We start from the raw sequence: 23197 nt of genomic DNA, 5'->3' as shown, positions 1-23197 counted from the left end.
GTTTTTAATGATGTTATTCAGTAACCCGGAGCAGATGCTCCGGGAGGATACTAGTTAGGCGACGATTGGGAAGAAATAACCAAATAACATCGCACCTAAAATGGCGCCACCGGCAACGGGTTTTTGCCATACATAGAAAATCAATGCGCCGATTAATGAACCAATTCCGATTGGAATAGAAGCTGCCATGGCGGCTAAGATAATCAATGGGCCTAAGAATCGACCTGAAGTATTACCCGCACCCATCATGACGTCTGCACCAAAGGTTGAGTTGGCTTGGGCAATGGTGAATTTACGTGCAAAGACAATCAGTAAACCGATTAATACCCCAAGGAATAAACCTGTCACTAATGAAAGCCAGAAGTTAGTGACTAGAATATCCCAACCCGCAGCGAGGAATAGAGCAGGAACACCCAGCCCAATACCAGTTTGCAGCGCCCCACCAATATCTAAAATACCAACCAGTGACCCTTCGATGATTCGAGCAAATAAGAAACTTGCACCGAATGCGGCGACTGCACCGTAAACCCCTGTATCTAAGCCTGCACGTAACATGGCGACGAACGCTACTTCGTTAAATGCACCAAAGCCGTAGACGACATACATGTGGGTACCTGCGAAGATCCCTGCGGATAGCAGCCCAACAAAAATCGGAAAGGACCATTCTGCGTACCAAAAATCTTGTTTGTTAATTTCAGTTGTCATGATTATTTCCCGCTCAGCAGACCGTGGACGTATTCAAGCCACAATGGTTTATCTAGGTTGAAAGAGGTGATCATCTTCAGGTCGAACTCACGGAAGAAGCCGCTGAGAACGAACAAGAGAACCACGGTTATCATCATTGTGCGAGTGATACGGTTCCAGCCGTTGTCATCAACGCCTTTACCAATCAAGATACCTAAAACTAAACCAGGGATAGCATTCCCCATGATTAACTGAGCACAACCACCAAATAATGTTGCCCAGAAACCTGAACGACGCCCGGCATCCATAGCGGCTAACCAGAAGATAACTGGCATCACCGTGTTAACTAACAAGTTAGCGGCAGGCACTAGTACGTTAATGGCTGTTGTTTGCAGTGCAGCCGGAACTGCGGAAGCAGTTGTGTTTAAGAAGGCGACAACTAATGCCCCGATGATGGCACAAGCAATCGCCATTTTTTTCGGGTTATGCAGTGTGTCAGCGACACTACGGTTTTTGGTTAACAGCGCTGCCGCACCCCAGTTTGGGATGATGCGGTGGTCAACGTCTTGTGTAAATGCCCCTGCAGCAACTGATGATGCCCATGCATTAAAGAAAAATCCTAAGCCAAAAGAAAAGTGAGATGCTGGGTCGCCTTCACACGCGTTCAGCTCACCCAATGTACGGAATGCCCCCATACCTTGTACGGTTGGTGCGTGGAACATACGCGCAGCCCCTGCGCCTAAGCCAAAGCCGCAGAGCCCACCGATGATCAGGGACATGCCCAATATTTCTAGAAAAGATGCAGTTTCACTCATGGAATTAACTCCAGACCTGATTGCTATTATTGTTCTGTAAATGGTATTTCGTTGACAGAAAGTAAAGTGACATCCAGCGAAACGTCGAGTACAACACGAAAATGTTCACGTTTGCGTGGCAAAAAGAGAAAAAGAAATTTTTCTGTCCGCGAATGAGAGTGAGCACTAATCACTTCAACATCCTTTGGTTCAATTCGTAGGATGATGTCTGTGCTGTTTTTCAGTACGGTTTTTTGAATTGAATTTAAGGCGTCAGCTATCGCTTTTTGCTTAGTGTCGCCTTGCCCTGTAACCCGTACAACCGTTTCGATAGATTTTTTCATTAAGCGTTGCCGTATTTTTTATTGAATGCTTTTACTAAGCGCTCGCCTAACTCTTCCTTGTCCATAAAACCGAAACCTAATACATTGCAACCGTCTGCAATTGCGGTTTCTCCCTCTTCAATGGAGCGCATCCCATAGCGAGCTTTATAGCCATACTTAGTTTGAGCTGTGATTGCACCAGCGCCACCACTTCCACAAAATGAGATACCTAAATCGGCTTGTTCTGCGTTCATCACATCGCCAAGTTTCATGTCAGCGGCGACACCTGGAACAACAATCGCTTTACCGCCAGCAGCTTCAACACCCGCCGCTACTTTTTGGCCTTTACCTAAACGGTCACCGATAACAACAACTATCTGTTTCATAAAATATTCTCCAAATCCTACCAAATTAGTAATTAATCATTTGAACGTGCAACTTCAAAGTGAACAGAGAGTAAATAGGTCTCTTCAGGTGCTAAACCGGGAAGTGTGTCAACAACCCGTTGCGCGAGCGTAATCGAATGTTCAGAGATTTCATCAAATAGGCTGATATCAACTTCTGGTAAGGCTTCACCCGTTTTTGCTCTACCGACCATGGCACGTAAATGAGACTCCAACATCTGTTGTTGTACATCCGTGGTGTAGCAATCCTCCTGCTTGAGCCAGTCAGTAATCACTGCTAGCAGTTTTTGTGTCACCTCATCAATATCAAGGTTATGTTCTAACATTTTAAAAACGACAACTGATTCACTCATAACTATTTAAAATCCAAAGTAATATTGCAAGTTAGACTACTCTGTTCCTTCATGCCTTATACATTAGACGTTTATTGGTATTTTTTGCAGGCAGTGAATTTCCACTTCAAAGTGGAAATTATTTGGAAATAAATATTAGTTGGGTTGGTATGTTTTTTGTTCTATGTGGAAGTTAAGTGGAAAAATTGACATCAATCAATTATCTAAAAAGGATAAAAATAACAATACTTCGAATAAAATATGTTGTTTATCAATTGATTATTTTTTTACATAAAAAATGGAATTGAAAAAAGGAACTGGAAAGAAAAGTGGAAACAATAAATGGAAATTATGTTGTGTTGATTGCAATAGCTTCCACTTAGTTACTCTGTGCGTAAAACAGGCCGTTTAGGATAGGAAAATATTTGCGAGAGTTGTGGTTAGGATCACGTAAAAGTCAGCAACTTCCACTTTTCCACTACGAAGTGGAAGTTGCTATCAGATTAGAGGATACGTGCTAAGCTGTCTTTAGCTATCACTTGGAATTCATTGAAATTTTTGACACTTACTAAGCGACGAGTCGTTTTTTCCTTTACAAAGGTAACGAATAAATCATAAATAGCCATCGCTTCTTCATAGTCTGTTTTACTAATAGCCAACAAGAAAATGACATAAGCGTTCTCTTTGGTTTCTTTATTCCATTCAATGCCTTTTGGGGCCACAACGGTTGCAACCACCGTTTTATTGGCAAGTAAGCCTAAAGAGTGGGGTAATGCGATGCCTTCCCCGAGCAATGTGGAAACAATTGATTCACGTTCTTGTAGTGATGGATAAAAATCGGGGGTTACATAGCCTTCTTGCTGTAATTTATGGCAAACCATTTGAAAGAGCTCTTCTTGGCTAATTTTTTCATTAATTACCATGAAGAACCGTTCATCAAAAAAACGCTCAATAATATAAGGGCGAGTTTGATCAACCATAGCTAGGCGGCCAACTTGCTCTAGCTGATAGGGCGTTGGGAAAGGCGCGATTTTAATAACAGGCTTGTTTTTCTCTGAAATTCGTACTGTGGTTATCACGAAATCTTCAGTGACTTCATCCAAGGATTCATACTCTTGTAATGTTAACCCTCGACTAAATTTGAGTTGTGGAAACTCACGCATGATTTTAGATTCAACCACGCGAAACGTGGAGTTTCCTGCATCGGTGACTACCAGTACTTCTGTTTGGCGAATTGACCCTGCGCCATAGTTACGTTCGAGGCTAACACCGATATGAACTGCAAGATAACCCAGTTCATCTTCACTGATTGGGTGGGGGAGTAATTGTTTACTTGCGCTGGTTAATGCGCTGAGTGTGACGTCATAGGCAAACGGATAGTATTGTTTAATATCAGATAATAGCGGATTTGGTGTAGAAATATGATACTGCAGGCGAGTGATTAAGGCCGCAAGATGCGTATTGAGATCTTTTTTGAGCTTTTCATCATTTCGTAAGTCATAATTATATAATTCATTAATATAATTTAAAATATATTCACATAGCTCATTATGAGTACCACTTTTTTGCGTGCTAGAGTCTTGGTTACTAATACGTTGGGCAACAATTTGGTCATGCAAATAGCTGAGTTCCGCCCCAGAAAGGTCATTGCCAAGAAAGTAGATCAAACCTTTGGAGATTTCATCGCACGCTTTACGGATCACTTCTTCACTGTCATCGTTTTTGACCGCAGTGGTGAGCTCATGGCCGCGAGTGATACGCAAAATAGTGACCGCACAATTAAAAACTAGGTATAAATGGCCTTCATTGCTAATCCGAATATCAAAACGATTCAAACTGTTATGTAATACTTTATCGATATATGACAGGTCTAAATTATCCAGACAATCGGGGCGGAAAGTGGTTAAATCAGGCGATATCTGTGCGCAATAACGACGCCATAAAGTTTCAGTCATACAAGCTCGAACTGCCCACTCGCTACCATTCAAACGAATACCTTGGTGAGGAATACTTTCTAATGCAATTTGGTATTTTTGCAGCTGTTCTCTCACCGCCCCCATATCTTGTTGTAAAGTGCCTCGGCTGATAAACCATTCCTCAGCGATATCATCAAGCTTTACGGGAAGTGATAGCATTAAGAGCTTTAATAGCAGTGCATCAATGCGCTCTTTGCTCGTTCGAGGGATATGATCGTCTTCATCATTTTGTTGAGTAAAGGTCGCAAATAGGGCTTCGTCTTCAATGTTCAACCGGTAACCACGACCTCGTTCATACACAATATGTGCACTATATGGCTGTATCAATTCATTGATTTCATTGATATCAGAACGAATAGTTCGAGTAGAAACGGAAAAGTTTTTTGCTAATTCGTCTTGAGGAACAACCTCATTCAGAATTTGAGCAAAAATTTGATTATGTCGCTGTTGAGTGAATAGAGCCACGGAAACACCTTTAAAATCAAAACGAAAAAGCATTTGAGCAATAAAATTACGTCTTTTTTGCTCGCTAATGGCAGGACTCTAACACAAGCGTGTCAATATGTAGGATATGTAAATGATGAAATTTGCGAATCCGTTCGCAAAATTCATGCTGTTATAGCAGGAAAGTGGCTAGTTTTGTTCCCCAAGGTCGATTAACAGGCCTCTAAACGGTTTATCTGCACTAATGATGATTTGATTATCATCTTGGATAAATGCCCCATCATTGCAATTCATCCCGAGTTGTTCGCCTTTTGGTGTTCGTAATGTTGCTCCACCATGTATAGACTGAAGGAATGAATTTTTTCCTTTTAGCGTGATCGCTGTTGATTCATCGGCTGCCAAGTGAATTTGAGTGATCCAAATTTGTTGACGTAATTGAATGCTTTGATCTTCCCCATCAGGAGAGGCGATAAGCTTACTCTCATTTTCACTAATGGCTATTTTTTGCAAGGGCAAAGATTCTTGCTGTGGGCAAGCATTTAACCAGAGCTGTAAACGCGTTAGTGGTGTTTTGGGGCACACATTTTGTTCACTGTAGCTAAGATCTGGGCGTGGTGAGAAACGCACACATTCACCTTCATCCGCTTGGATGGTATTACCTAAACTGTCTCGATATTCTGCGTGCCCTTTTAGGATGATATTTAAAATATCAACATGAGGGTAGGTTCTTGGCTGTAGCGCATTTTGTGGCGCAATAACCTCTTGATTCAGCACTCTGAGTGTTTTAAAACCCATAAAATCTGGGTCAAAATAATGGCCAAATGAAAAGGAATAACGCGCTTGCAGCCAACCATAATCAGCTTTTCCGCAATGGTTAGCGGGTCTCAGTGTCATCATAATGGTTAACCCCCATCGAAAATAAATAAGTTAATAATCTATTGTTATAATAAATAGCTGGACGTTGAATTGTTAGCCAGTTAATCTGTTTCCCTTGTTCAAATTTCCTGAAAGAGAAACTTCATGAGTAAAGAGAGAGCATTAACGCTTGAATCATTAAGGGTTATGGATGCAATCGACCGCCGTGGTAGTTTTGCTGCAGCTGCTGAAGAGTTGGGGCGAGTCCCGTCTGCACTAAGCTATACCATGCAAAAATTAGAAGAAGAGCTCGATGTCATTTTATTTGACCGTTCAGGGCATAGAACTAAATTTACGAATGTCGGTAGGATGTTACTTGATAGAGGAAGGATCCTACTTGAAGCCGCTGATAAGCTAACATCTGACGCGGAAGCCCTTGCAAAAGGATGGGAAACGCATTTAACCATCGTGTGTGAAGCTTTAGTTCCTGCTAATTCACTTTTTCCACTGGTGGAACGACTGGCGGAAAAATCAGAAACACAGTTATCTTTGATTACTGAAGTATTGGCGGGAGCATGGGAACGCCTTGAAAGCGGTAAAGCGGATATTGTCATTGCCCCTGATATGCATTTTCGATCATCTTCAGAAATTAACTCTAAATCGTTATACACCATTAATCATATTTATGTTGCGAGCCCGGATCACCCCATTCATCAAGAACCTGAACCATTATCTGATGCGACTCGAGTGAAGTACCGTGGAATTGCAGTAGCTGATACCGCACGTGAGCGACCTGTGATAACGGTACAGTTGTTGGATAAACAACAACGATTAACTGTGTCGACAATTGAAGATAAACACAATGCTTTATTGGCTGGTCTTGGTGTTGCAACAATGCCGTATCCAATGGTTGAACAAGATATTCGTGAAGGGCGTTTAAAAGTAGTTGGCGCAGAGTATAGCCATGAGACGAATATTATTATGGCGTGGCGGCGAGATAGTATGGGGGAGGCTAAGTCGTGGTGTCTCCGAGAAATCCCCAAACTTTTCCGATTATAACTTCGTCATACTTCGCACTGTAGCTGTGTTAGCTTCACTCACTAACCCTAGTCACATACTTATGTATGCTCCTAGGGATTAGTGAGCTTACAGCCTTGCTACAGTACGAATTATTTAGAAGTTAACTTGAGGTTGAAAAATAAACCCATCAACATCAATTTGCCACCTACCTACAACTCAAACTATTTAGAGCTTACGAGTCGCGTGATATTAGTGGTGATTCAACAAGAATAAATAAAGCTGCCCAGCTTAATTTTCATTTACTGATAACGATGATTTAGTTTCTATTAACTTCAAAACAATTATTTTGAATAAAAAAATACCTCCCGAAGGAGGTATAAGTTGGACAAAAAATGAAGCTAAATTAATAAGGGTGATAATGAAATCGGAATTACCATTTTTTATTTAATAAATGGTCAATACTAAATTTTCCTGGGCCGGTCACAGCTAACAGTAAGAAACCGCCGGCAATAGTAAAGTTTTTCATAAACATTAAGCTATTTGGCGCAACGCTAAAGTCGATATGGAACAGGAGTGCGGTTAATACCGTAAAGCCTGCGGTAAATAAAGCGACAGTCCGAGTTAAGAAACCGAATAAAACCGCTAAACCACCGCCAAGTTCTAATAAAATGGTTAAAGGTAATAAAAAGCCTGGAACACCCATTGCTTGCATGTATTGTTGTGTTCCAGCGTATGCATCTCCCAGTTTTCCATACCCTGCGACAATGAACAGAATTGGCATCATAATGCGAGCTAATAATACCGCACCACTTTCTAAATTTTTCATTGAGATTCTCCAGACTAATAAGTCATTAAATATAAATTAGTTGCGATATATGTCGCTTTGTAGTGTTGTTTTCAGCACAAATAGGTAAGAAAACATTCGATGGGCTTATAATAGTCATTTGCTTATTCAATAAAAAGCAAAGCTTATTCACAAAGATGGTCAAAAAATTTGAACTGTGATGAGGGGGAAATGAGTTGAAGTGTAGTGGTTAGACTAACCTATTGATTTTAAGTTGAATTATTTTTTTCCTGCATTAATTGTACTTTGAATTGTTCTTACTATGCCCCACATTGTGAAGGCTTTTTTCCCTAATTGAAGTATACGTTGTGGTTTTTTTAGTGAATAAATCGAAAGCAGGCCTGTTGCTGCAATAAACAAAGGACGGAAGGTAACGAAGGCTTTCCATGTACGGTCATAAGGGGCTGTCACATGTAGCCAATCCTCAGAACTGGCAGCAAGGTCATTCCGTTGCTGCTCAATTCTGTTGAGTAACCGTTGTTTTTTTTCGGCAAGTAATTGGCGTTTATTTCTGGTCATTATCCTTACCTGCTAATGCATTTGCATCTTGGCTTAGTTGCTCCCGTGTGGAGCTCAATAAAGTGGACTGTTTTGCTTTTTTGAGCGCCCAACTAGCAAAGATAATGGCGAGTAGAACCAAACTCCCTGTAGTGATAGCCAGTGCTTGATAACGGTAAACAGGGTCTACAGACCAAAAAATGAGCCCAATTAGACACATCAGGCCAAAAGCAGTAAAAAGAAGCGCTAGCCCAACTAATAATAGCAACTGGATAAAATTAACTTTCTCTTCTTCGAGCTCAACGGCAATGAGCTGAAGGCGAGTTTCAACAATATTAACGGTAATACTGGCGATGCGTTGCAGTATTTCAAGGACCCCTTTACCGGGGCCCTGACGTTGTTGATTTTGTTCCATAAGCAATTAACGTTTCGCGAGAAGTACGCCAAGAACTACACCAACGGCAGCACCAATACCGATACCAGTCCATGGATTTTCTTTGACATAGTTGTCTGCGCGACCCGCAATTTCTTTAGTTTGTTCAGTGATCCTTTCGGTGGTTTGGCCGAGCTTAGCACGAGATGAGTAAAGTACATCTTTCGCTTTGGATTTTAAGCTTTCAATCTCTTCTTTCGACTTCTCGCCTGTATCATTCAATACGGCTTCAAGAGAATCTGCTAACGCTTTTAGTTCCGCACGTAGGTCTTCTGATGAATGATTTAATGACATATAGAACCTCCTATCAATAGAAAAGAAACTTCACTGTATTAACAATAACTGTTTTTGCATTAAGTGCAATGAGTTATTCGATAATAAATTATGGGATCAGAAAAAATGTAAAAAATAGTATTTAGGAAAATATTTTTAATATTAGTAGGTTAACTTAGTTGTAAGGGATAGAAATATTAAGACGTAAAATTAGGTAAAAATAAAAATGCGAGAACTCGAAGTTCTCGCATAGGCGGATTAATTTGCTTTTTTGCTAGACAGTTTTTTCTTTACGACAACAGCAATACTACCGATTAACCCAAGGATTAATAAGCCTACAGGAATTAGCATCAATACATTCATAATGTGATGCTCATATTGTAGGAAGATTGGGCTTTTACCAAAGCCATAACCGATAGCCGTTAAAATTAACACCCACAACAGACCACTTAACCAATTAAATACTTGGAAACGGCCATTCTGCAAACCTGCGAGGCCTGCAATTGTCGGAAGCAGTGTTCTAACAAAAGCTAAAAAACGGCCAATTAATAAGGCAGCGAGGCCATGACGATGGAATAAGCCATGAGCGCGTTGGTGGTAGTGTTCGGGTAAGTGTGCTAGCCAGCCTTTAACAATACGTGTGTTCCCTAGCCATCGCCCTTGTATATAACCTACCCAGCAACCTAAACTGGCGCCAGCGGTTAAAATTACGATGGTGAGTGGATAACTTAATGTGCCTTTAGCGATGAGTACACCAACTAAAATCAACAAGCTATCGCCAGGTAAAAACGCTGCAGGTAATACCCCGTTTTCAAGAAACAAGATAGCGAACAGCATGAAATAAATCGACCACACTAACGCAGGGTTAGATAGGGTGACATAATCTTGGTGCCAAAGGGCGAAAAAAAGTTCTTTAACTAATTCCATTAATGTTTCCTAAACGGCAATAACAGCAACAAACTTGTTGTTGGGCAGGGAGAAATGGATTAAGTGAATGCCAAAGTGAAAGTAGTGTTTCCTCAGGCTGTTAGTGTAAAGCACGCTCACTTTAACAAAACAGAAAATAACTAAACAGCAAATTTTAAGCTTATTTTTAGAATTCATTTAAGTTTCGGCCGATTTTTACAAATTACTGTGTGCCATGTAATGATGTAAAGTGCTTAAAAACGGCTTTTAGCCTGTTTTTTGCTTAGAGTATGCGAAATATACTGGTTAATTTATCTTTTAATGTAAAAAAATAACGATAAAACAATAATGGCTAATTATTGCATTTTAAGACTATTTACCGTATCTTATCGCCATAGCAAAGGGGAGTAACTTCTTCTTGTCGGTTTATCGTCATTACGGTGTACTCATTACACCCGGTAGCCGAGCACCACAGTTCCCTGTTTTCGGGTTATTTGTGTTGTAAGTGAGACCTTGCCAGAAGGCGAGGTTTGCTCATAATTTACAACCAAAAGACATAACTTGTGGTTAATGAATTTTAAGCGGCTGATGTCTTCTGGATATCAGCCGTTTTTTGTTTTTAAGGGAAAGGAAAATGCACTCAGTTGGTAACCCAATTTTATGGGGTAGTTTTGCCGTTATTATTTTACTTATGTTACTCATTGATTTGTTCTGGCAAGGGAAACACAAAGGCCAAGCAATGTCGATGAAACAAGCTGCGGCTTGGAGTATCGTGTGGGTAACGCTTTCGCTTCTCTTTGCGGCGGGCTTTTGGTGGTATCTTAATGAAAACGTGGGACGTGAGTTTGCCGATAGCCAAACAATGGCGTTCTTAACGGGTTATTTATTAGAAAAAGCATTAGCTGTTGATAACGTATTCGTTTGGTTAATGCTCTTTAGTTATTTTGCAATCCCTGCAAATTTACAGCGTCGTGTGCTGGTTTATGGAGTATTAGGCGCTATCGTACTTCGTACGATTATGATTTTTGCAGGTAGTTGGTTAGTCACACAATTTAGCTGGATTTTATATGTATTTGGCTTGTTTTTGCTATTTACTGGTTTGAAAATGGCTTTTGCTAAAGAAGATGACTCGCCAATCACGGATAAACCGTTAGTAAAATGGGTTCGTTCTCATTTACGTATGACGGATGAATTGCATGGTGAAAAATTCTTTATTAAACGCAATGGTGTCCTATTTGCGACCCCACTTATTTTAGTGCTGATTTTAGTTGAAATTAGTGACGTGATATTTGCGGTGGACAGCATACCTGCTATTTTTGCGGTAACGACTGACCCATTCATTGTTTTAACATCGAACTTATTTGCCATTTTAGGCCTACGTGCGATGTATTTCTTGTTGTCTGGAGTTGCTGAAAAGTTCTCAATGCTAAAATACGGCTTAGCAGTAATTTTAAGCTTTATCGGTATAAAAATGCTATTGATTGATATTTTCCATATTCCAACGCCGATTTCGTTGGGGGTAATTGCCTCAATCTTAGTCGTAACGTTAATCATTAATGCCATTGTTAATAAACGTAACGAAGCAAAAAGTTAATTTAGCTTTTTTATTTTTAAATCCTCTACTGTAAAAGTAGGGGATTTTTTTTAACCCTATGAAAATACTCAATCATTTTACTCCTCTCATTCTACTATAAGAAACAAAACTCTATTGAGATCACAGTTATGTAAAATGTTTGTTAAACAAAGTCAATCATTGTGTATATTTTGAATAATTGCCTTTTCAGGCGACTATTATTCCTTATACTTGCTGTGCAAACACATTTAATTCCTAATAAAGATAAATAATATAGGTCTATTATGGATACAAATAAAACAGGGTTATGGCGAGTTATTAGCCAAGGTAGTCTAGTCAAACAGATACTGGTTGGCTTGGTCGCGGGTATTTTGCTTGCATGGTTATGGCCATCTGCTGCAAAAAATGTCGGGTTGTTAGGGGATTTATTCGTTAGTGCGTTAAAGGCGGTTGCTCCGGTATTGGTATGGGTGTTAGTGATGTCATCCATTGCTAACCATCGTCAAGGGCAAAAAACCAATATCAAACCGATCCTGGTGTTGTATATTTTGGGAACATTTTTTGCCGCGGTTGTTGCCGTTATTGGTTCTTTCCTGTTCCCGTCAAGTTTAGTTTTAGCCGTGGGGGATACACAGTTAAATCCACCGGGTAATATTGCCGAAGTGTTAAAAGGTTTGCTAATCAATATATTTGCGAATCCTGTCGACGCACTGATTAAGGGTAATTATATTGGTATATTAGCGTGGGCGATCGGGCTGGGTATTGCGCTGCGCCATGCAAATGAAACCACAAAAAATTTAGTTCATGACTTTTCTAATGCAGTAACACAACTGGTACGTGTTGTGATCCGCTTAGCGCCTTTAGGGATTTTTGGCTTAGTTGCTTCAACTATCGCAACGACAGGCTTTGCAACCTTAAAAGGCTATATACATGTTCTCGCAGTATTAATTGGCTGTATGTTAATTGTTGCTTTCATTGTTAATCCACTAATTGTGTATTGGAAAATGAAACGCAACCCATATCCATTAGTTTTCGCTTGTTTACGTGAAAGTGGGGTAACGGCATTCTTTACACGTAGTTCTGCAGCGAATATTCCTGTGAATATGGGGATGTGTCGTCGTATGAATCTGCATGAAGATACCTACTCTGTTTCTATCCCATTAGGTGCAACAATCAATATGGCAGGTGCAGCGGTAACGATTACTGTTCTGACGTTAGCTGCGGTACATACGTTAGGGATCCCTGTTGATATCCCAACGGCATTATTATTAAGTGTTGTGGCAGCAGTTTGTGCATGTGGCGCCTCTGGGGTTGCGGGGGGCTCACTATTGCTGATCCCATTAGCTTGTAACATGTTTGGTATTTCAAATGAGATTGCGATGCAAGTGGTCGCAGTTGGTGTGATGATTGGCGTGTTACAGGATTCAGCAGAAACGGCGCTTAATTCTTCAACTGACGTGTTATTTACTGCGGCGGTGTGTTTAGCGGAAGATGAGAAACTGGCGAACGCGGAAGCGCGGTTATCTCACCGTGATTAATGAGCAAGTGAACTAAATAAAAAGGCAGGGATCGTGAAAACAATCTCTGCCTTTATTTTTGAAAATACGGTTAATTGTCAGTGACAAACCTCACCAACAGAACGAGCAATCAAAGCTGATACGCGATTTTCATTCCTTGTTCAATTGCGCGGCGAGCGTCAAGCTCGGCTGCTACATCAGCACCGCCAATAACATGGGCATTAATGCCACGTTCTGCTAATTGTATTTTTAATGGACGGTAAGGCTCTTGTCCTGCACATAAAATCACATTGTCAACGGGAAGGCACTGCGTTTTATCTTGATAGCGAATATGGAGCCCTTCGTCATCAACTCGCATGTATTCAACACCATTTAGCATATGAACACCACGTTTCATCAGTGATAAACGGTGAACCCAACCCGTCGTTTTACCAAGGCCTGCCCCAACTTTACTATTTTTACGCTGTAATAAGTACAATTGACGGGCTGATGCCATAGGGACTTTTTGTGGGGGGAATACGCCACCTTTAGAATGAATTGAGGTATCAATATTCCACTCTTTATTAAATAGTGAAGTATCTAAACTGCTACTTTTCCCTTCCTGGGTTAGCAATTCAGCAACATCAAAGCCAATCCCTCCAGCACCAATAATAGCGGCGCTTTTACCAACAGAACGCTGTTTGGTGATGACATCGATATAAGAAATGACTTTATGGTGTTCAATGCCTTCGAGCTGGATTTTCCGTGGGGTGACGCCCGTTGCAATAATGACCTCATCAAATCCCGATAAACAGTCAACATCGGCTTGGTGTTCAAGGCGTACATCAATATGTAATAGTTCTAGTTGTCGGCAGAAGTAACGGATAGTTTCATGAAACTCTTCTTTACCGGGTATTTGCTTTGCGAGGTTAAATTGCCCACCTATGTGGTTAGATTTTTCAAACAAAGTGACGCGATGCCCCCGTTTTGCCGCGTAAATTGCACAAGACAACCCAGCAGGCCCTGCGCCAACAACTGCAACAGATTTACTCTGTGGGGCTTTTTCGTTGGGGTAATCCATTTCTCTAACGGCTTGTGGGTTAACTAAACAACTGGCCAGTTTGCCACTAAAAATGAGGTCGAGACAGGCTTGGTTGCAGCCAATGCAGGTGTTGATTTCGTCTGCTCTATTTTCTGCCGCTTTACGAACAAACGCTTCATCAGCCAGAAACGGCCGAGCCATTGAAACCATATCGGCTTGATGATTGGCAATAATATGTTCTGCAACAAAAGGGTCATTGATGCGGTTAGTGGTTATCAGCGGAATATTCACTTTTCCCATTAATTTCTGGGTAACCCAACTAAATGCACTACGGGGAACTTGCGTTGCTATCGTCGGTATTCGAGCTTCGTGCCAACCAATACCCGTGTTAATCATACTGGCGCCTGCATTTTCAATTTGTTTGGCGAGTAATTCGATTTCTTCCCATATTGAACCTTCTTCAACTAAATCCAACATGGAAAGTCGATAAATAATAATAAAGTTAGCGCCAACAGCTTCCCGTATTCGCCGTACGATTTCAATAGGAAAACGAATTCGGTTTGTGTAACTTCCACCCCATTTATCGGTTCTATGGTTGGTACGTTTGGTGATGAATTGGTTAATTAAATAGCCTTCGGAGCCCATAATTTCGACACCATCATAGCCTGCTTGTTGAGCGAGTTTGGCTGTTGTCACGAAGTCATCAATCGTTTTTTCAACGTCATCAGTTGAGAGTTCTCGGGGGGCGAATGGAATAATCTCTGCTTGAATAGGACTTGGTGCAACTAATTTAGGATGCAGGCCATAACGCCCTGCATGTAAGATTTGTAAGGCGATTTTACCGTCAGCTTGGTGGACGGCATCCGTGATTTGTTGATGAAATGAAAGTTGGTTTTTGTCGTTTAATACTGTGCCATGAGCGGTAAGCGCCCCTTCTGGATTGGGGGCGATACCACCGGTAATGATCAGACTGACACCATTTTCAGCGCGTAGGCGGTAAAAATGCGCTAGCCGCTCGCTGCCTTGCGGGTGCTCTTCAAGCCCAGTATGCATCGAGCCCATCAAAATACGGTTTTTTAGGACGGTATGGCCTAAATCAAGCGGGGTAAAAAGGTGTGGAAAATTGCTCATTATTATACTCCCATTCGGGATTTCATTAACAGGTCAGATGAGTTAACTGTAGCGTAATGAAGCTGCAATTTGGTAAAGATGTTAAAATTTTGTGATTTTTATCATATGTTTTCGGTTAAATAGCTGAGTGTCATAAAAAATAGGTGTTTTTTTATTTTTATGTCATAAACAGAGATTAAAAAAAGAGACACACAGCATAAAGAACGATATAGGGGAAACAATGATGAAAGAGATTTGCCAAGCTATTACTTTAGAAGGTGAATACGTTCGCCTTGAACCTCTATCTCACCAATATGATGTCGAACTGGCAGATATCATTCGACGAGATGGGTTAAATAATTTGTGGTATGCCTTAGTTCCTGAGCCTGAGCATTTTTCTCAAGATGTGGAAAAGCGTCTGGAAAATTTCCAGAAAAAGGAATGTTTACCTTTTGTGGTGATTGATAAACGCACTGGTAAGCCTGTTGGTATTACTTCTTATAACCGTGTGGACCATGCGGTAAGACGGGTTGAAATCGGTGCCACTTGGTATGGGGTCGAAGTACAACGCACTGCATTAAATACAGAGGCTAAATATTTGCTGTTAAAGCATGCTTTTGAGGAATTAAATTGCGTTGCAGTGGAGTTTCGTACGCACTTTTTAAATAGCCAAAGTCGTCGAGCTATTGAACGTTTAGGGGCCAAGCTCGATGGTATTTTGCGCAACCATATGAAAACTAAAACAGGTGAGCTACGTGATAGCTGTGTATATAGCATTATCGAATCAGAATGGCCGTCGATAAAACATCACTTAGAATGGCAGATGGTGAAACCGCGCTAAGATTAGGTGCCAGTAATCGCCCACCGAAAGGTGGGCGATGATTCCAACATCAAGCTTTAACATTTCGCTGCTTTATGTAGCGCTTGTACTTTAACCTCTGTTGGCCTCGCTCCTGTGATTTCGCCTATATTTTTGCCAATAACCGCTTTATTGATTTCAAAAGTCGCCACAACGTCAGCACCATGTTCTTACAAGTAACGGATCAAAAATTTACCCATTTTTCCGCAACCATATTGAACTACACGTACTTTTTTCATCATTTCTGTCCTATATGCGAATTATCTATAAACTATATTGTGAGGTCTGAATGTAAAAATATTGCTTTATATCAATTGGTTAAAAGAAGAGCTTTTAATAAATTTAGTTGCCATTATGATGTTATTTTTATTATTAATTTGATATTGGTAAAAGTTAAATATAGATAAGGTGTGAGAAACTGATTTAAATAAAAAAGAGTAGAGCTCATTAAAATTGCAGAAAACGACTTTCAAATGATAGCAATTGCTTATGCTATCGCATTGAATTATAAGAGGAGGGATTGAGTTGAACACAATTTCAGCATACGGTTTCGAAACACTAGACCTAAGCTAAAACTACACGTATAATCCTCTCCACTTTGGCCCCTTAGCTCAGTTGGTTAGAGCAGTCGACTCATAATCGATTGGTCACTGGTTCAAGTCCAGTAGGGGCCACCAAATTTTAGCTGTTAAATCAGCGCATTAAGCCACTTCATCGTAAGTGGCTTTTTTGTTTTTCTAAAGCATATCACGCTAATTACCCCCAAATACTTTTGTAATTCATTTCAGCTTTTCATTTCTTATTAATTCGTATATTTACTGGTTTTTTGAAATTATGTGATTGATATTGCAATTCTTTTGGTGACCTAAAGATTGAATCTATTGAAATCCTTTTCATATATTTAAGCTTGATAGTTTCAGTTGCACCCTTGTACTAACAAAACATAGGCGAAATGTTTTGCATCTCCCAAATGTGCAAGGAAATTGTGCACATGCAGGTTATTTTGTATTAATTCATAACTAGACTTGATATAACCTATTTAGGTTATTTTAAAATTAAATTAATTTATGCATAAAGGGTGTGTATATGGAAAATAAGCTTAACAACAATGAGCAGCAGAATGCGCTAGATATTCAGTTTATGACACAGGCTTTGGCTTTAGCAACGGATGCTGCGAAAAATGGCAATGAACCCTTTGGTGCAGTATTAGTTAAAAATAACCAAGTTGTTATGACAGGTGAAAATCATATTCATACTGAAAGTGACCCAACCTATCATGCGGAGTTGGGTCTCATACGCCAGTATTGTTCTGAACATAAAGTCATGGATTTATCCGATTATACGCTGTACACCAGTTGTGAGCCGTGTTGTATGTGTTCCGGTGCAATGGTATGGAGCCAATTAGGTCGGATGGTTTATAGCCTTTCTCATGATGAACTTGCCGAGATTGCCGGTTTTAATATTATGTTGGGGAGTGATGAAATCTTTGACAAAAGCCCCTTTAAACCTGAAGTGGTTAAAGGCATCTTAAAAGAGCAAGCGGTTTCTATTTATACGCAATATTTTAAGCCAAATTTATAATCTTAGTCGGGTGCTATAGTTCCCCACTATAATAATTTAAAAAGCAGATGGCTTTAATCGTTTGCATCATTATCTATCAATGAAATAGGGTAGCTTATTGCCACCCTAACCATGGTGAAAGTTAAAATAACTTTTTCTGTGGGGGGCCTGAAAAATTCATTGTACCAATATGATTCATTAACACTTCAACGACAACAGGTTGCTTCAAGTCGACAGCTTGGCGGAGCGTTGATTGAAAATCGGTGGCTTTATCTATCGTAAATGCTTGAATCCCCATCGATTGAGCTAATTGACTAAATGAAGGGGTGAGTAACTCATTATAGTATTGGCGGTCTGAGAAATATTTTTCCTGAATACCTCGCATTACGCCATAACCTTGGTCATTCATAATAATCAATACAATTGGGAGCTGCTCTTGTGCCATAGTGGCCAATTCGCCTACGCCTAACATTAACCCGCCATCACCAACTAAGCCAATAACAGGTACATTAGGGTTTGCTTTGGCACTGCCAATTGCCATGGCGAGTCCTAGCCCGATTGCGCCTGCTAAGGAGTGAATGTTGTGCATTGGCTGGGTCGCTTTGAGTAAACGGCTTCCCCATAAACTCCCTGATACCGTAATGTCGCGGACAAAAATACCATCGCTTGGTAAGACTTGCTCTACGGCATCACTGAGTTGGCTATAAGGGCCACATTGTTGCCTTAGTTGTTCTTCAGCCTGCTGTACGGCCTCTTGCACTTGTTTTTTCCACTGAGTAGAGATAGGGCGCTTGGCTTGTTCGATTTTATCGGCAAGTGCTTCAAGTAAACTTTTACAATCCCCAGTTACCGTCAAGTCAGCTAAATAGTTGCGATTGGCGGCGAGTGGGTTTATATCGATTTGAATGATGGGGTGTGGCAAAGGTAATGACCATGTTTTGGTTTCATTACTGCGTAAACGTGAGCCTGCGACGATAGTTAAATCGCATGAACGCATTAATGCATCAACGGAATCTGCATTATGAAAAGCGCGTAAGCTGAATGGATGGTCATCCGATAAAATACCTCGTCCATGGGTACTGCTGATGACGGCAATACCTGCATCAGCAAGGCGTTTGACAGCATCTTTTGCTTGTAGGGCTCCTGCGCCAACCCACAATAACGGCTGTGCAGCGTGTTGAAGTTTGTCCCAAATTGCATTGACTAACGATGTACAACTGTCAGGCAACCTATAAGGGGGAAGTGGTGCACTCAGTACAGATAATGGCACTTGCGCACTTTGAATATCAATTGGGATCTCGATAGAGACAGGGCCACAAGGTATAGTTTGAGCAACTTGAATGGCTTTATGCAGCGTGGCGACGGCTTGTTCGGGGGTATGAACACGAAAAGCGTGCTTTGAACTCGAACGTAAAAAGCCGAGTTGGTCATGTGTTTCATGAATAAACCCTGCGTCCATATCCAGATAAGCTTTTTCAACTTGGCCTGTAATGTGGATCATGGGGGAGCATGCATTCATAGCTTCAATCATTGATCCTACAGCATTTCCAGCACCTGCACCTGTACTGGTTAGCGCTACCCCTAAGCCACTAAAACGGCTATGGGCATCCGCCATGGTGACGGCCCCTGCCTCCCCACGACTTGGCGTAAAATCAATCACGTCCCGGCGCCCGATAGCATCTGCTATGGGTAAGTTATGAATTGAAATAACCCCATAAACCGTTGTGACTTGGTATTGTTCAAGTGTTCTGGCGATAGCTTCGCCAACTGTAATCATTTCAGACATTTTATTCTCCTCAATGCTGCCATAATCCGGTGACGGATTTGCTATTCACACCAACGGTTTGGTTGTGGGTTAAGTGCCAGAAATAGGCTTTTTTGTTGCATATAGGCTTTGAGGCTTTCAAGGCCTTTTTCACGGCCAATGCCACTTTCTTTAAAGCCGCCAAATGGCGTTGAAATAGAAAAAACTTTGTAGGTATTGACCCAAACAGTGCCGACATCAAGCGCATCGGCGAGCTTAAATGCTCGAGTGTAATCTTTTGTCCAAATACCTGCGGCAAGCCCATAAACAGAATCATTAGCTTGCTGAATGAGGTCTTCTTCATCATCAAATGGCATTACGACGAGCACGGGGCCGAAAATTTCCTCTTGGCAAACCGTAGATTGGTTATTTAAGCCTTCGATAATCGTCGGTAAAAAGTAGTTGCCATCTTTGAGTGCCGGGTCAGCGGGTGCAGTTCCACCAATACGGATCTTCCCCCCTTGCTGAACGGCTTGTTCGACATAGTTTCTGACGCTATCTCGGTGCGAAGGGGAAATTAATGGCCCTAGATGAACACGCTCTTGCCTTGGGTCACCAATAATCAGGTTGCGAGTCAATTGTGTTAGCTTTTCCATAAAGGATGAGTAGATATCTTTAGCCACAAATAGGCGCGAACCGGCAATGCATGCTTGCCCCATCGAACTAAAGATACCGTAACAAACACCATGTGCAGCGATATCAAGGTCAGCGTCTGACAACACGATAGTTGGGGATTTTCCCCCAAGTTCAAGTGACGTGGTGATAAGTTTATCCGCTGCAATATGAGCCAGTTGTCGTCCGGTATTGGTGCCACCTGTAAAGGAGATTTTTTTCACCAGAGGGTGGCGAACCAGTGCATCACCGACAATCGAACCTTTACCCGGTAGCACACTCAACAGGCCGCTGGGTAAACCTGCTTGCTCAAATAACTCAGCCAATTTTAATGAAATTAGAGGTGTGGCTTCCGCGGGTTTTAAGATGACCGCGTTACCGGCCGCAATCGCTGGGGCAATTTTTTGCATATCACTGGCAATCGGGGAGTTCCATGGCGTGATTGCAGCGATCACGCCAATAGGTTGGTAGGTACTTATGGTCATCAGCTCTGGCTGGCGACGAGGAGGAAGTTCACCACCTGAAACTTCACAAACCGCCGCAAAGTAGCGAGCGGTTGCTGCTGCGCTCATCACTAAGCCACGTGCTTCTGCCCAAGGCTTGCCGTTATCCAAAGTTTGTAATTGAGTTAATGTTTCGCAGTTTTCATCAATTAAGCGACTCACGTTGTACAAGATAGTTGCCCGCTGGTGAGCGGGAAGATTACGCCAAGAAGGCGATCTCCATGCCTTATCTGCCGTAATTACGGCATCTTCGACATCTTCCAAACTTGCACTGTTAAGGATCGCAATCACCTGGTTATCCCCCGGAAAACGCGATTGCATTTCAGGCCCGCGACCTAGCTGCCATTTACCGCCAACAAAAATATCCATTTTGTTCATAATAGGGCTCCTATTAAATAGCTCGGTGTTCAGCGACTCGACGACAAATTTCAACAGCACTTAAAGCAGCTAACATCGATGTTTTCGGATTTGAAGGTAGTGGATTTCCATTGAGTTCAATGCAGAAATGGCCAAAATCGCCCGTAACATCAATGCAGTGTGAGTTTTGTGTGGTAGTCGGGTCAACAACCAATTGTACTTGGGTGGCATCCATCCCTATGCCATACAGTGCAACAGTGGCAGCCACATTGGCATTTGCTGGAAAATTCAGTGCCGCTTCACGGGCACTGCCACTAAAGAACACCGTGGGCTGTGTCACTTGTGATAAATCGACATAACGCTCAGCCGCGCCATTGCGCCAACTTGCAGGGCTTTTACGTGACAGGTAGGTCACATGGGTGATATTCGCCTCTTTTGCGGCACGTAGGCCATCAAGACCAGCAACAGCGCCAGTCAGTGGAATTAACTGGCTGTGGTGGCGTTGGGTTAAGGCGACCAAGTGTTGTTCAAAGTCCGTGTCAGCAAGGGCTCCCGTTGAGATAATGGCCAGTGTCCAGCCTCTTTCTAGTACCGTTGGTGCATATTGTTTAACGGCTTGGTGACCCGCACATTCCAACACTAAATCCGGTGGAATGATATTATTGTCAAGGTTATCGATGGGGGTGACTGCCCCTTTAAAGCGTTCCAAAATGGCTTGATGGTGATGGGGCCGGGCAACAATGTAACGCAGGGCTATCTCATTAGGTAAGCGAGTAATCACTTCTTGAGCCATTGCACCATAACCAATCAACATGAGTGTTTTCATCGTTAAATCCTTTAAATATGGTGGCTAAAGCCACCAGAAACATCTAAAGCGGCACCCGAGGTAAACGACGCCATGGGGGAGGCTAAAAAGACTAAGGCACGTGCGGGCTCTTCGGGTTTTCCTAAACGTTGCATTGGAATGCCGCGTTTTTTAGCGATATCACCAATCCATTGTTCCCAATCGAGATTTTTATCACTGCGATTGTCGAAGCGGCGTCGCCATTGGTCGGACTCCACCATGCCAAGTAAAATAGAGTTCACACGGATCCCTTTGGGTAACAGTGTTTTCGACAAGTTTAGCGTCATGTTTAATAATGCTGCCCGAGCCGCCGAGGTGGCGACCATATGTGGTTCAGGCTGTAAGGCCAGCAGTGAATTGACACAGGTGATAGAAGCAATATTTGATTGCTCTAAGAGTGGCAAGAAAGCATTCACCGGGTTAATTACACCAAATAGTTTTAACTGGGCTTCGTGTAACCATGCTTCTTCGGGGGTATTGCTATAGCTTGCGACATAGCCTTGCCCTGCGTTGTTTATCAATATATCGACGTGCCCATATTGTTGATGAACCTGTTTTGCGAAAGCTTCGGTTTGTGTTTTATCAAGAACATCACAAGGTTGTGCGATAAAATGCCCTTGAGGGTAATGTTCTCGTAATGTTGTAAGCGCTTGCTGGAGTTTGTCTTGATCACGACCGCAGAATGCCACTTTACAGCCTTCATCCAGTAAGAGTTTGACGGTTGCAAAGCCGATGCCGGAGCTTCCTCCTGTCACGACAGCAACACGGTTATTTAACTGTAAATTCATGAGTCTTCCTTTATTCTGCTTGGCAATAGAGCGTCTCTAAAAATTGTTGTAAATGGTTGTTAAAGGCATCTGGCGCATCTAAATAACTGGCGTGCCCCGCTTGGTTTATCAGGAAATAGGGGCAGTTTTTTTGGCGTGCGAGTTGCTCTACTTGTGCTGGTGGCGTAATGGTATCTTCTGTGCCAACCAGTATTTCCAATGGGCCATCATAGCGATTTAAATATTGGCTGATATCGTCATGGGCTAGCATCCACGCCGCGGCTAAGAAGCCTTTAGGGTTGAGCTTCTTCATGTTCTGTTGAACCCAATTGACTTTCTCAGTGGTTGCGTTGGCGGATAACAAAGCAGCAGCACGATTTTGCGCATATGCCTCAATACCAGAACTCAAAACAATATCTTGCCGCTGTTGGTAAACTTGTTTTTGTTGGTCAGGGCTTTTTGTTGCATAACCTTGCGCGGGGTTCGCTAAGATTAAGCCTTTAACTTTATTGGGATATTGCGAGGCAAAAGCACTTGCCATTATGGCGCCAAGAGAGTGTCCCACTAACACGATGTTTGATAAGGCTAATTTGTCAATAAAAGCATTCAATGCATTTGCGTAATCAATAGCGGTAGGCGTTGTCGTCTCTAGCTCACGGCTTTCTAAATAGCCGGGCGCATCCCAGCTATAGAGATGATAGTGTTTTGTCAGTGATGGACTGGTCAGTTGGCTTACCCATGAAGCAGATCCAGAGCTGATACCATGCAACAATACCACTGGGTGCCCTTGGCCTGCTTCTCGCCAATTGAGACGATATTGGCCAAAGTCTGCTATCAGTGGTTCCGGGAGTTTTTTATTGAGCAAATTCATCACTGACGACTCC

Annotated in this window: 23 protein-coding genes and 1 tRNA gene; 6 read left to right on the top strand and 18 right to left on the bottom strand. The window is 41.9% G+C overall.

The genetic code is table 11. The annotated features are described in order from the left end of the window. Window positions 1-54: 54 nt before the first annotated feature. From P3L37_RS15685 to P3L37_RS15655, 7 genes are all read right to left on the bottom strand, one after another. Window positions 55-705, bottom strand: a complete 651-nt coding sequence (locus tag P3L37_RS15685; RefSeq protein WP_004908356.1) for a DUF4310 family protein — start codon at window positions 703-705, stop codon at window positions 55-57. Window positions 706-707: 2 nt separating this feature from the next. Continuing rightward, window positions 708-1499, bottom strand: coding sequence for a DUF4311 domain-containing protein (locus P3L37_RS15680; protein WP_004258184.1), 792 nt, complete (start codon window positions 1497-1499; stop codon window positions 708-710). A 26-nt stretch (window positions 1500-1525) separates the two neighbouring features. Continuing rightward, on the bottom strand, window positions 1526-1822 hold the full coding sequence (locus P3L37_RS15675) for a DUF4312 family protein (protein WP_004258180.1): 297 nt from the start codon (window positions 1820-1822) through the stop codon (window positions 1526-1528). Beyond that, window positions 1822-2187: an SFCGS family glycine-rich protein gene (locus tag P3L37_RS15670; protein ID WP_004908363.1), complete on the bottom strand. Its 366-nt coding sequence runs from the start codon at window positions 2185-2187 to the stop codon at window positions 1822-1824. Before P3L37_RS15670 ends, P3L37_RS15675 begins: the two co-directional genes overlap by 1 nt. 32 nt (window positions 2188-2219) lie before the next feature. Then, window positions 2220-2558 carry a PRD domain-containing protein gene (locus P3L37_RS15665; protein ID WP_004908366.1) on the bottom strand — a complete coding sequence of 113 codons (339 nt, stop codon included), beginning with the start codon at window positions 2556-2558 and terminating at the stop codon, window positions 2220-2222. Between the two features lie 482 nt (window positions 2559-3040). Further along, window positions 3041-5011 carry a BglG family transcription antiterminator gene (locus tag P3L37_RS15660; protein WP_109911696.1) on the bottom strand — a complete coding sequence of 657 codons (1971 nt, stop codon included), beginning with the start codon at window positions 5009-5011 and terminating at the stop codon, window positions 3041-3043. A gap of 135 nt (window positions 5012-5146) precedes the next feature. Next, window positions 5147-5854, bottom strand: a complete 708-nt coding sequence (locus tag P3L37_RS15655) for a pirin family protein (RefSeq protein ID WP_109911697.1) — start codon at window positions 5852-5854, stop codon at window positions 5147-5149. Window positions 5855-5977: 123 nt separating this feature from the next. Between P3L37_RS15655 and P3L37_RS15650 the strand changes: the two genes are divergently transcribed. After that, window positions 5978-6871, top strand: a complete 894-nt coding sequence (locus P3L37_RS15650) for a LysR family transcriptional regulator (RefSeq protein WP_109911698.1) — start codon at window positions 5978-5980, stop codon at window positions 6869-6871. Between the two features lie 391 nt (window positions 6872-7262). Here the strand turns inward: P3L37_RS15650 and P3L37_RS15645 are convergent, their stop codons facing one another. From P3L37_RS15645 to P3L37_RS15625, 5 genes are all read right to left on the bottom strand, one after another. After that, window positions 7263-7658 (bottom strand): DoxX family protein, encoded by a 396-nt coding sequence (locus P3L37_RS15645; RefSeq protein WP_004908378.1) that lies wholly within the window; start codon window positions 7656-7658, stop codon window positions 7263-7265. Window positions 7659-7895: 237 nt separating this feature from the next. Next, complete coding sequence (locus tag P3L37_RS15640) at window positions 7896-8195, bottom strand: YqjK-like family protein (RefSeq protein WP_004908381.1); 300 nt, start codon at window positions 8193-8195, stop codon at window positions 7896-7898. Further along, window positions 8182-8589, bottom strand: a complete 408-nt coding sequence (locus P3L37_RS15635) for a phage holin family protein (protein ID WP_004908385.1) — start codon at window positions 8587-8589, stop codon at window positions 8182-8184. The genes P3L37_RS15640 and P3L37_RS15635 overlap by 14 nt, the downstream gene beginning before the upstream one ends. Before the next feature lie 6 nt (window positions 8590-8595). Next, window positions 8596-8901, bottom strand: coding sequence for a YqjD family protein (locus tag P3L37_RS15630; RefSeq protein WP_109911700.1), 306 nt, complete (start codon window positions 8899-8901; stop codon window positions 8596-8598). Window positions 8902-9138: 237 nt separating this feature from the next. After that, window positions 9139-9807 (bottom strand): DedA family protein, encoded by a 669-nt coding sequence (locus P3L37_RS15625; protein ID WP_004908389.1) that lies wholly within the window; start codon window positions 9805-9807, stop codon window positions 9139-9141. Between the two features lie 613 nt (window positions 9808-10420). Between P3L37_RS15625 and P3L37_RS15620 the strand changes: the two genes are divergently transcribed. Together P3L37_RS15620 and sstT are read left to right on the top strand one after the other, a co-directional pair. Continuing rightward, entirely contained in the window at window positions 10421-11380 is a 960-nt protein-coding gene (locus P3L37_RS15620; protein WP_109911701.1) for a TerC family protein, read from the top strand. A 263-nt stretch (window positions 11381-11643) separates the two neighbouring features. After that, window positions 11644-12897: a serine/threonine transporter SstT gene (sstT, locus tag P3L37_RS15615; RefSeq protein WP_004908393.1), complete on the top strand. Its 1254-nt coding sequence runs from the start codon at window positions 11644-11646 to the stop codon at window positions 12895-12897. Between the two features lie 109 nt (window positions 12898-13006). Here the strand turns inward: sstT and P3L37_RS15610 are convergent, their stop codons facing one another. Beyond that, window positions 13007-15028 (bottom strand): NADPH-dependent 2,4-dienoyl-CoA reductase, encoded by a 2022-nt coding sequence (locus tag P3L37_RS15610; protein WP_272667401.1) that lies wholly within the window; start codon window positions 15026-15028, stop codon window positions 13007-13009. A 223-nt stretch (window positions 15029-15251) separates the two neighbouring features. Here P3L37_RS15610 and P3L37_RS15605 point away from each other — a divergent pair, with 223 nt between their 5' ends. The 3 genes from P3L37_RS15605 to P3L37_RS15595 all read left to right on the top strand — a co-directional run bounded on the left by P3L37_RS15605 (window position 15252) and on the right by P3L37_RS15595 (window position 17447). After that, the gene (locus P3L37_RS15605) at window positions 15252-15848 is read left to right on the top strand and encodes a GNAT family N-acetyltransferase (RefSeq protein WP_109911818.1); all 597 of its coding nucleotides are present in this window, start codon (window positions 15252-15254) and stop codon (window positions 15846-15848) included. Window positions 15849-16466: 618 nt separating this feature from the next. Beyond that, a tRNA-Ile gene (locus tag P3L37_RS15600) sits at window positions 16467-16543 on the top strand. A 409-nt stretch (window positions 16544-16952) separates the two neighbouring features. Next, on the top strand, window positions 16953-17447 hold the full coding sequence (locus P3L37_RS15595; RefSeq protein WP_109911730.1) for a nucleoside deaminase: 495 nt from the start codon (window positions 16953-16955) through the stop codon (window positions 17445-17447). A gap of 121 nt (window positions 17448-17568) precedes the next feature. On the opposite strand, the gene P3L37_RS15590 is transcribed toward P3L37_RS15595, so the two are convergent. The 5 genes from P3L37_RS15590 to P3L37_RS15570 are packed head-to-tail and all read right to left on the bottom strand — an operon-like array spanning window position 17569 to window position 23184. Then, window positions 17569-19212, bottom strand: coding sequence for a thiamine pyrophosphate-binding protein (locus P3L37_RS15590; RefSeq protein ID WP_110731711.1), 1644 nt, complete (start codon window positions 19210-19212; stop codon window positions 17569-17571). A gap of 41 nt (window positions 19213-19253) precedes the next feature. After that, window positions 19254-20723 (bottom strand): aldehyde dehydrogenase, encoded by a 1470-nt coding sequence (locus tag P3L37_RS15585; protein WP_110731712.1) that lies wholly within the window; start codon window positions 20721-20723, stop codon window positions 19254-19256. Window positions 20724-20736: 13 nt separating this feature from the next. Next, entirely contained in the window at window positions 20737-21528 is a 792-nt protein-coding gene (locus tag P3L37_RS15580; protein WP_110731713.1) for an aspartate dehydrogenase, read from the bottom strand. An 11-nt stretch (window positions 21529-21539) separates the two neighbouring features. Continuing rightward, window positions 21540-22334 (bottom strand): SDR family oxidoreductase, encoded by a 795-nt coding sequence (locus P3L37_RS15575; RefSeq protein ID WP_109911733.1) that lies wholly within the window; start codon window positions 22332-22334, stop codon window positions 21540-21542. Between the two features lie 10 nt (window positions 22335-22344). Beyond that, window positions 22345-23184 carry an alpha/beta fold hydrolase gene (locus P3L37_RS15570; RefSeq protein ID WP_109911734.1) on the bottom strand — a complete coding sequence of 280 codons (840 nt, stop codon included), beginning with the start codon at window positions 23182-23184 and terminating at the stop codon, window positions 22345-22347. Window positions 23185-23197: the final 13 nt, after the last annotated feature.

It is taken from the genome of Providencia sp. PROV114, from assembly GCF_032704305.1.
GTDB classification, from domain to species: domain Bacteria; phylum Pseudomonadota; class Gammaproteobacteria; order Enterobacterales; family Enterobacteriaceae; genus Providencia; species Providencia rettgeri.
The sequence above is the reverse complement of the archived record's forward strand: the minus strand, read 5'-3'. Positions and strand labels throughout refer to the sequence as shown.

What these genes read in the sequence shown, in the direction of transcription:
- P3L37_RS15685 (WP_004908356.1), bottom strand. Translation starts at nt 705, where the DNA reads ATGACAACTGAAATTAACAAACAAGATTTTTGGTACGCAGAATGGTCC.
- P3L37_RS15680 (WP_004258184.1), bottom strand. Translation starts at nt 1,499, where the DNA reads ATGAGTGAAACTGCATCTTTTCTAGAAATATTGGGCATGTCCCTGATC.
- P3L37_RS15675 (WP_004258180.1), bottom strand. Translation starts at nt 1,822, where the DNA reads ATGAAAAAATCTATCGAAACGGTTGTACGGGTTACAGGGCAAGGCGAC.
- P3L37_RS15670 (WP_004908363.1), bottom strand. Translation starts at nt 2,187, where the DNA reads ATGAAACAGATAGTTGTTGTTATCGGTGACCGTTTAGGTAAAGGCCAA.
- P3L37_RS15665 (WP_004908366.1), bottom strand. Translation starts at nt 2,558, where the DNA reads ATGAGTGAATCAGTTGTCGTTTTTAAAATGTTAGAACATAACCTTGAT.
- P3L37_RS15660 (WP_109911696.1), bottom strand. Translation starts at nt 5,011, where the DNA reads ATGCTTTTTCGTTTTGATTTTAAAGGTGTTTCCGTGGCTCTATTCACT.
- P3L37_RS15655 (WP_109911697.1), bottom strand. Translation starts at nt 5,854, where the DNA reads ATGATGACACTGAGACCCGCTAACCATTGCGGAAAAGCTGATTATGGT.
- P3L37_RS15650 (WP_109911698.1), top strand. Translation starts at nt 5,978, where the DNA reads ATGAGTAAAGAGAGAGCATTAACGCTTGAATCATTAAGGGTTATGGAT.
- P3L37_RS15645 (WP_004908378.1), bottom strand. Translation starts at nt 7,658, where the DNA reads ATGAAAAATTTAGAAAGTGGTGCGGTATTATTAGCTCGCATTATGATG.
- P3L37_RS15640 (WP_004908381.1), bottom strand. Translation starts at nt 8,195, where the DNA reads ATGACCAGAAATAAACGCCAATTACTTGCCGAAAAAAAACAACGGTTA.
- P3L37_RS15635 (WP_004908385.1), bottom strand. Translation starts at nt 8,589, where the DNA reads ATGGAACAAAATCAACAACGTCAGGGCCCCGGTAAAGGGGTCCTTGAA.
- P3L37_RS15630 (WP_109911700.1), bottom strand. Translation starts at nt 8,901, where the DNA reads ATGTCATTAAATCATTCATCAGAAGACCTACGTGCGGAACTAAAAGCG.
- P3L37_RS15625 (WP_004908389.1), bottom strand. Translation starts at nt 9,807, where the DNA reads ATGGAATTAGTTAAAGAACTTTTTTTCGCCCTTTGGCACCAAGATTAT.
- P3L37_RS15620 (WP_109911701.1), top strand. Translation starts at nt 10,421, where the DNA reads ATGCACTCAGTTGGTAACCCAATTTTATGGGGTAGTTTTGCCGTTATT.
- sstT (WP_004908393.1), top strand. Translation starts at nt 11,644, where the DNA reads ATGGATACAAATAAAACAGGGTTATGGCGAGTTATTAGCCAAGGTAGT.
- P3L37_RS15610 (WP_272667401.1), bottom strand. Translation starts at nt 15,028, where the DNA reads ATGAGCAATTTTCCACACCTTTTTACCCCGCTTGATTTAGGCCATACC.
- P3L37_RS15605 (WP_109911818.1), top strand. Translation starts at nt 15,252, where the DNA reads ATGAAAGAGATTTGCCAAGCTATTACTTTAGAAGGTGAATACGTTCGC.
- P3L37_RS15595 (WP_109911730.1), top strand. Translation starts at nt 16,953, where the DNA reads ATGGAAAATAAGCTTAACAACAATGAGCAGCAGAATGCGCTAGATATT.
- P3L37_RS15590 (WP_110731711.1), bottom strand. Translation starts at nt 19,212, where the DNA reads ATGTCTGAAATGATTACAGTTGGCGAAGCTATCGCCAGAACACTTGAA.
- P3L37_RS15585 (WP_110731712.1), bottom strand. Translation starts at nt 20,723, where the DNA reads ATGAACAAAATGGATATTTTTGTTGGCGGTAAATGGCAGCTAGGTCGC.
- P3L37_RS15580 (WP_110731713.1), bottom strand. Translation starts at nt 21,528, where the DNA reads ATGAAAACACTCATGTTGATTGGTTATGGTGCAATGGCTCAAGAAGTG.
- P3L37_RS15575 (WP_109911733.1), bottom strand. Translation starts at nt 22,334, where the DNA reads ATGAATTTACAGTTAAATAACCGTGTTGCTGTCGTGACAGGAGGAAGC.
- P3L37_RS15570 (WP_109911734.1), bottom strand. Translation starts at nt 23,184, where the DNA reads ATGAATTTGCTCAATAAAAAACTCCCGGAACCACTGATAGCAGACTTT.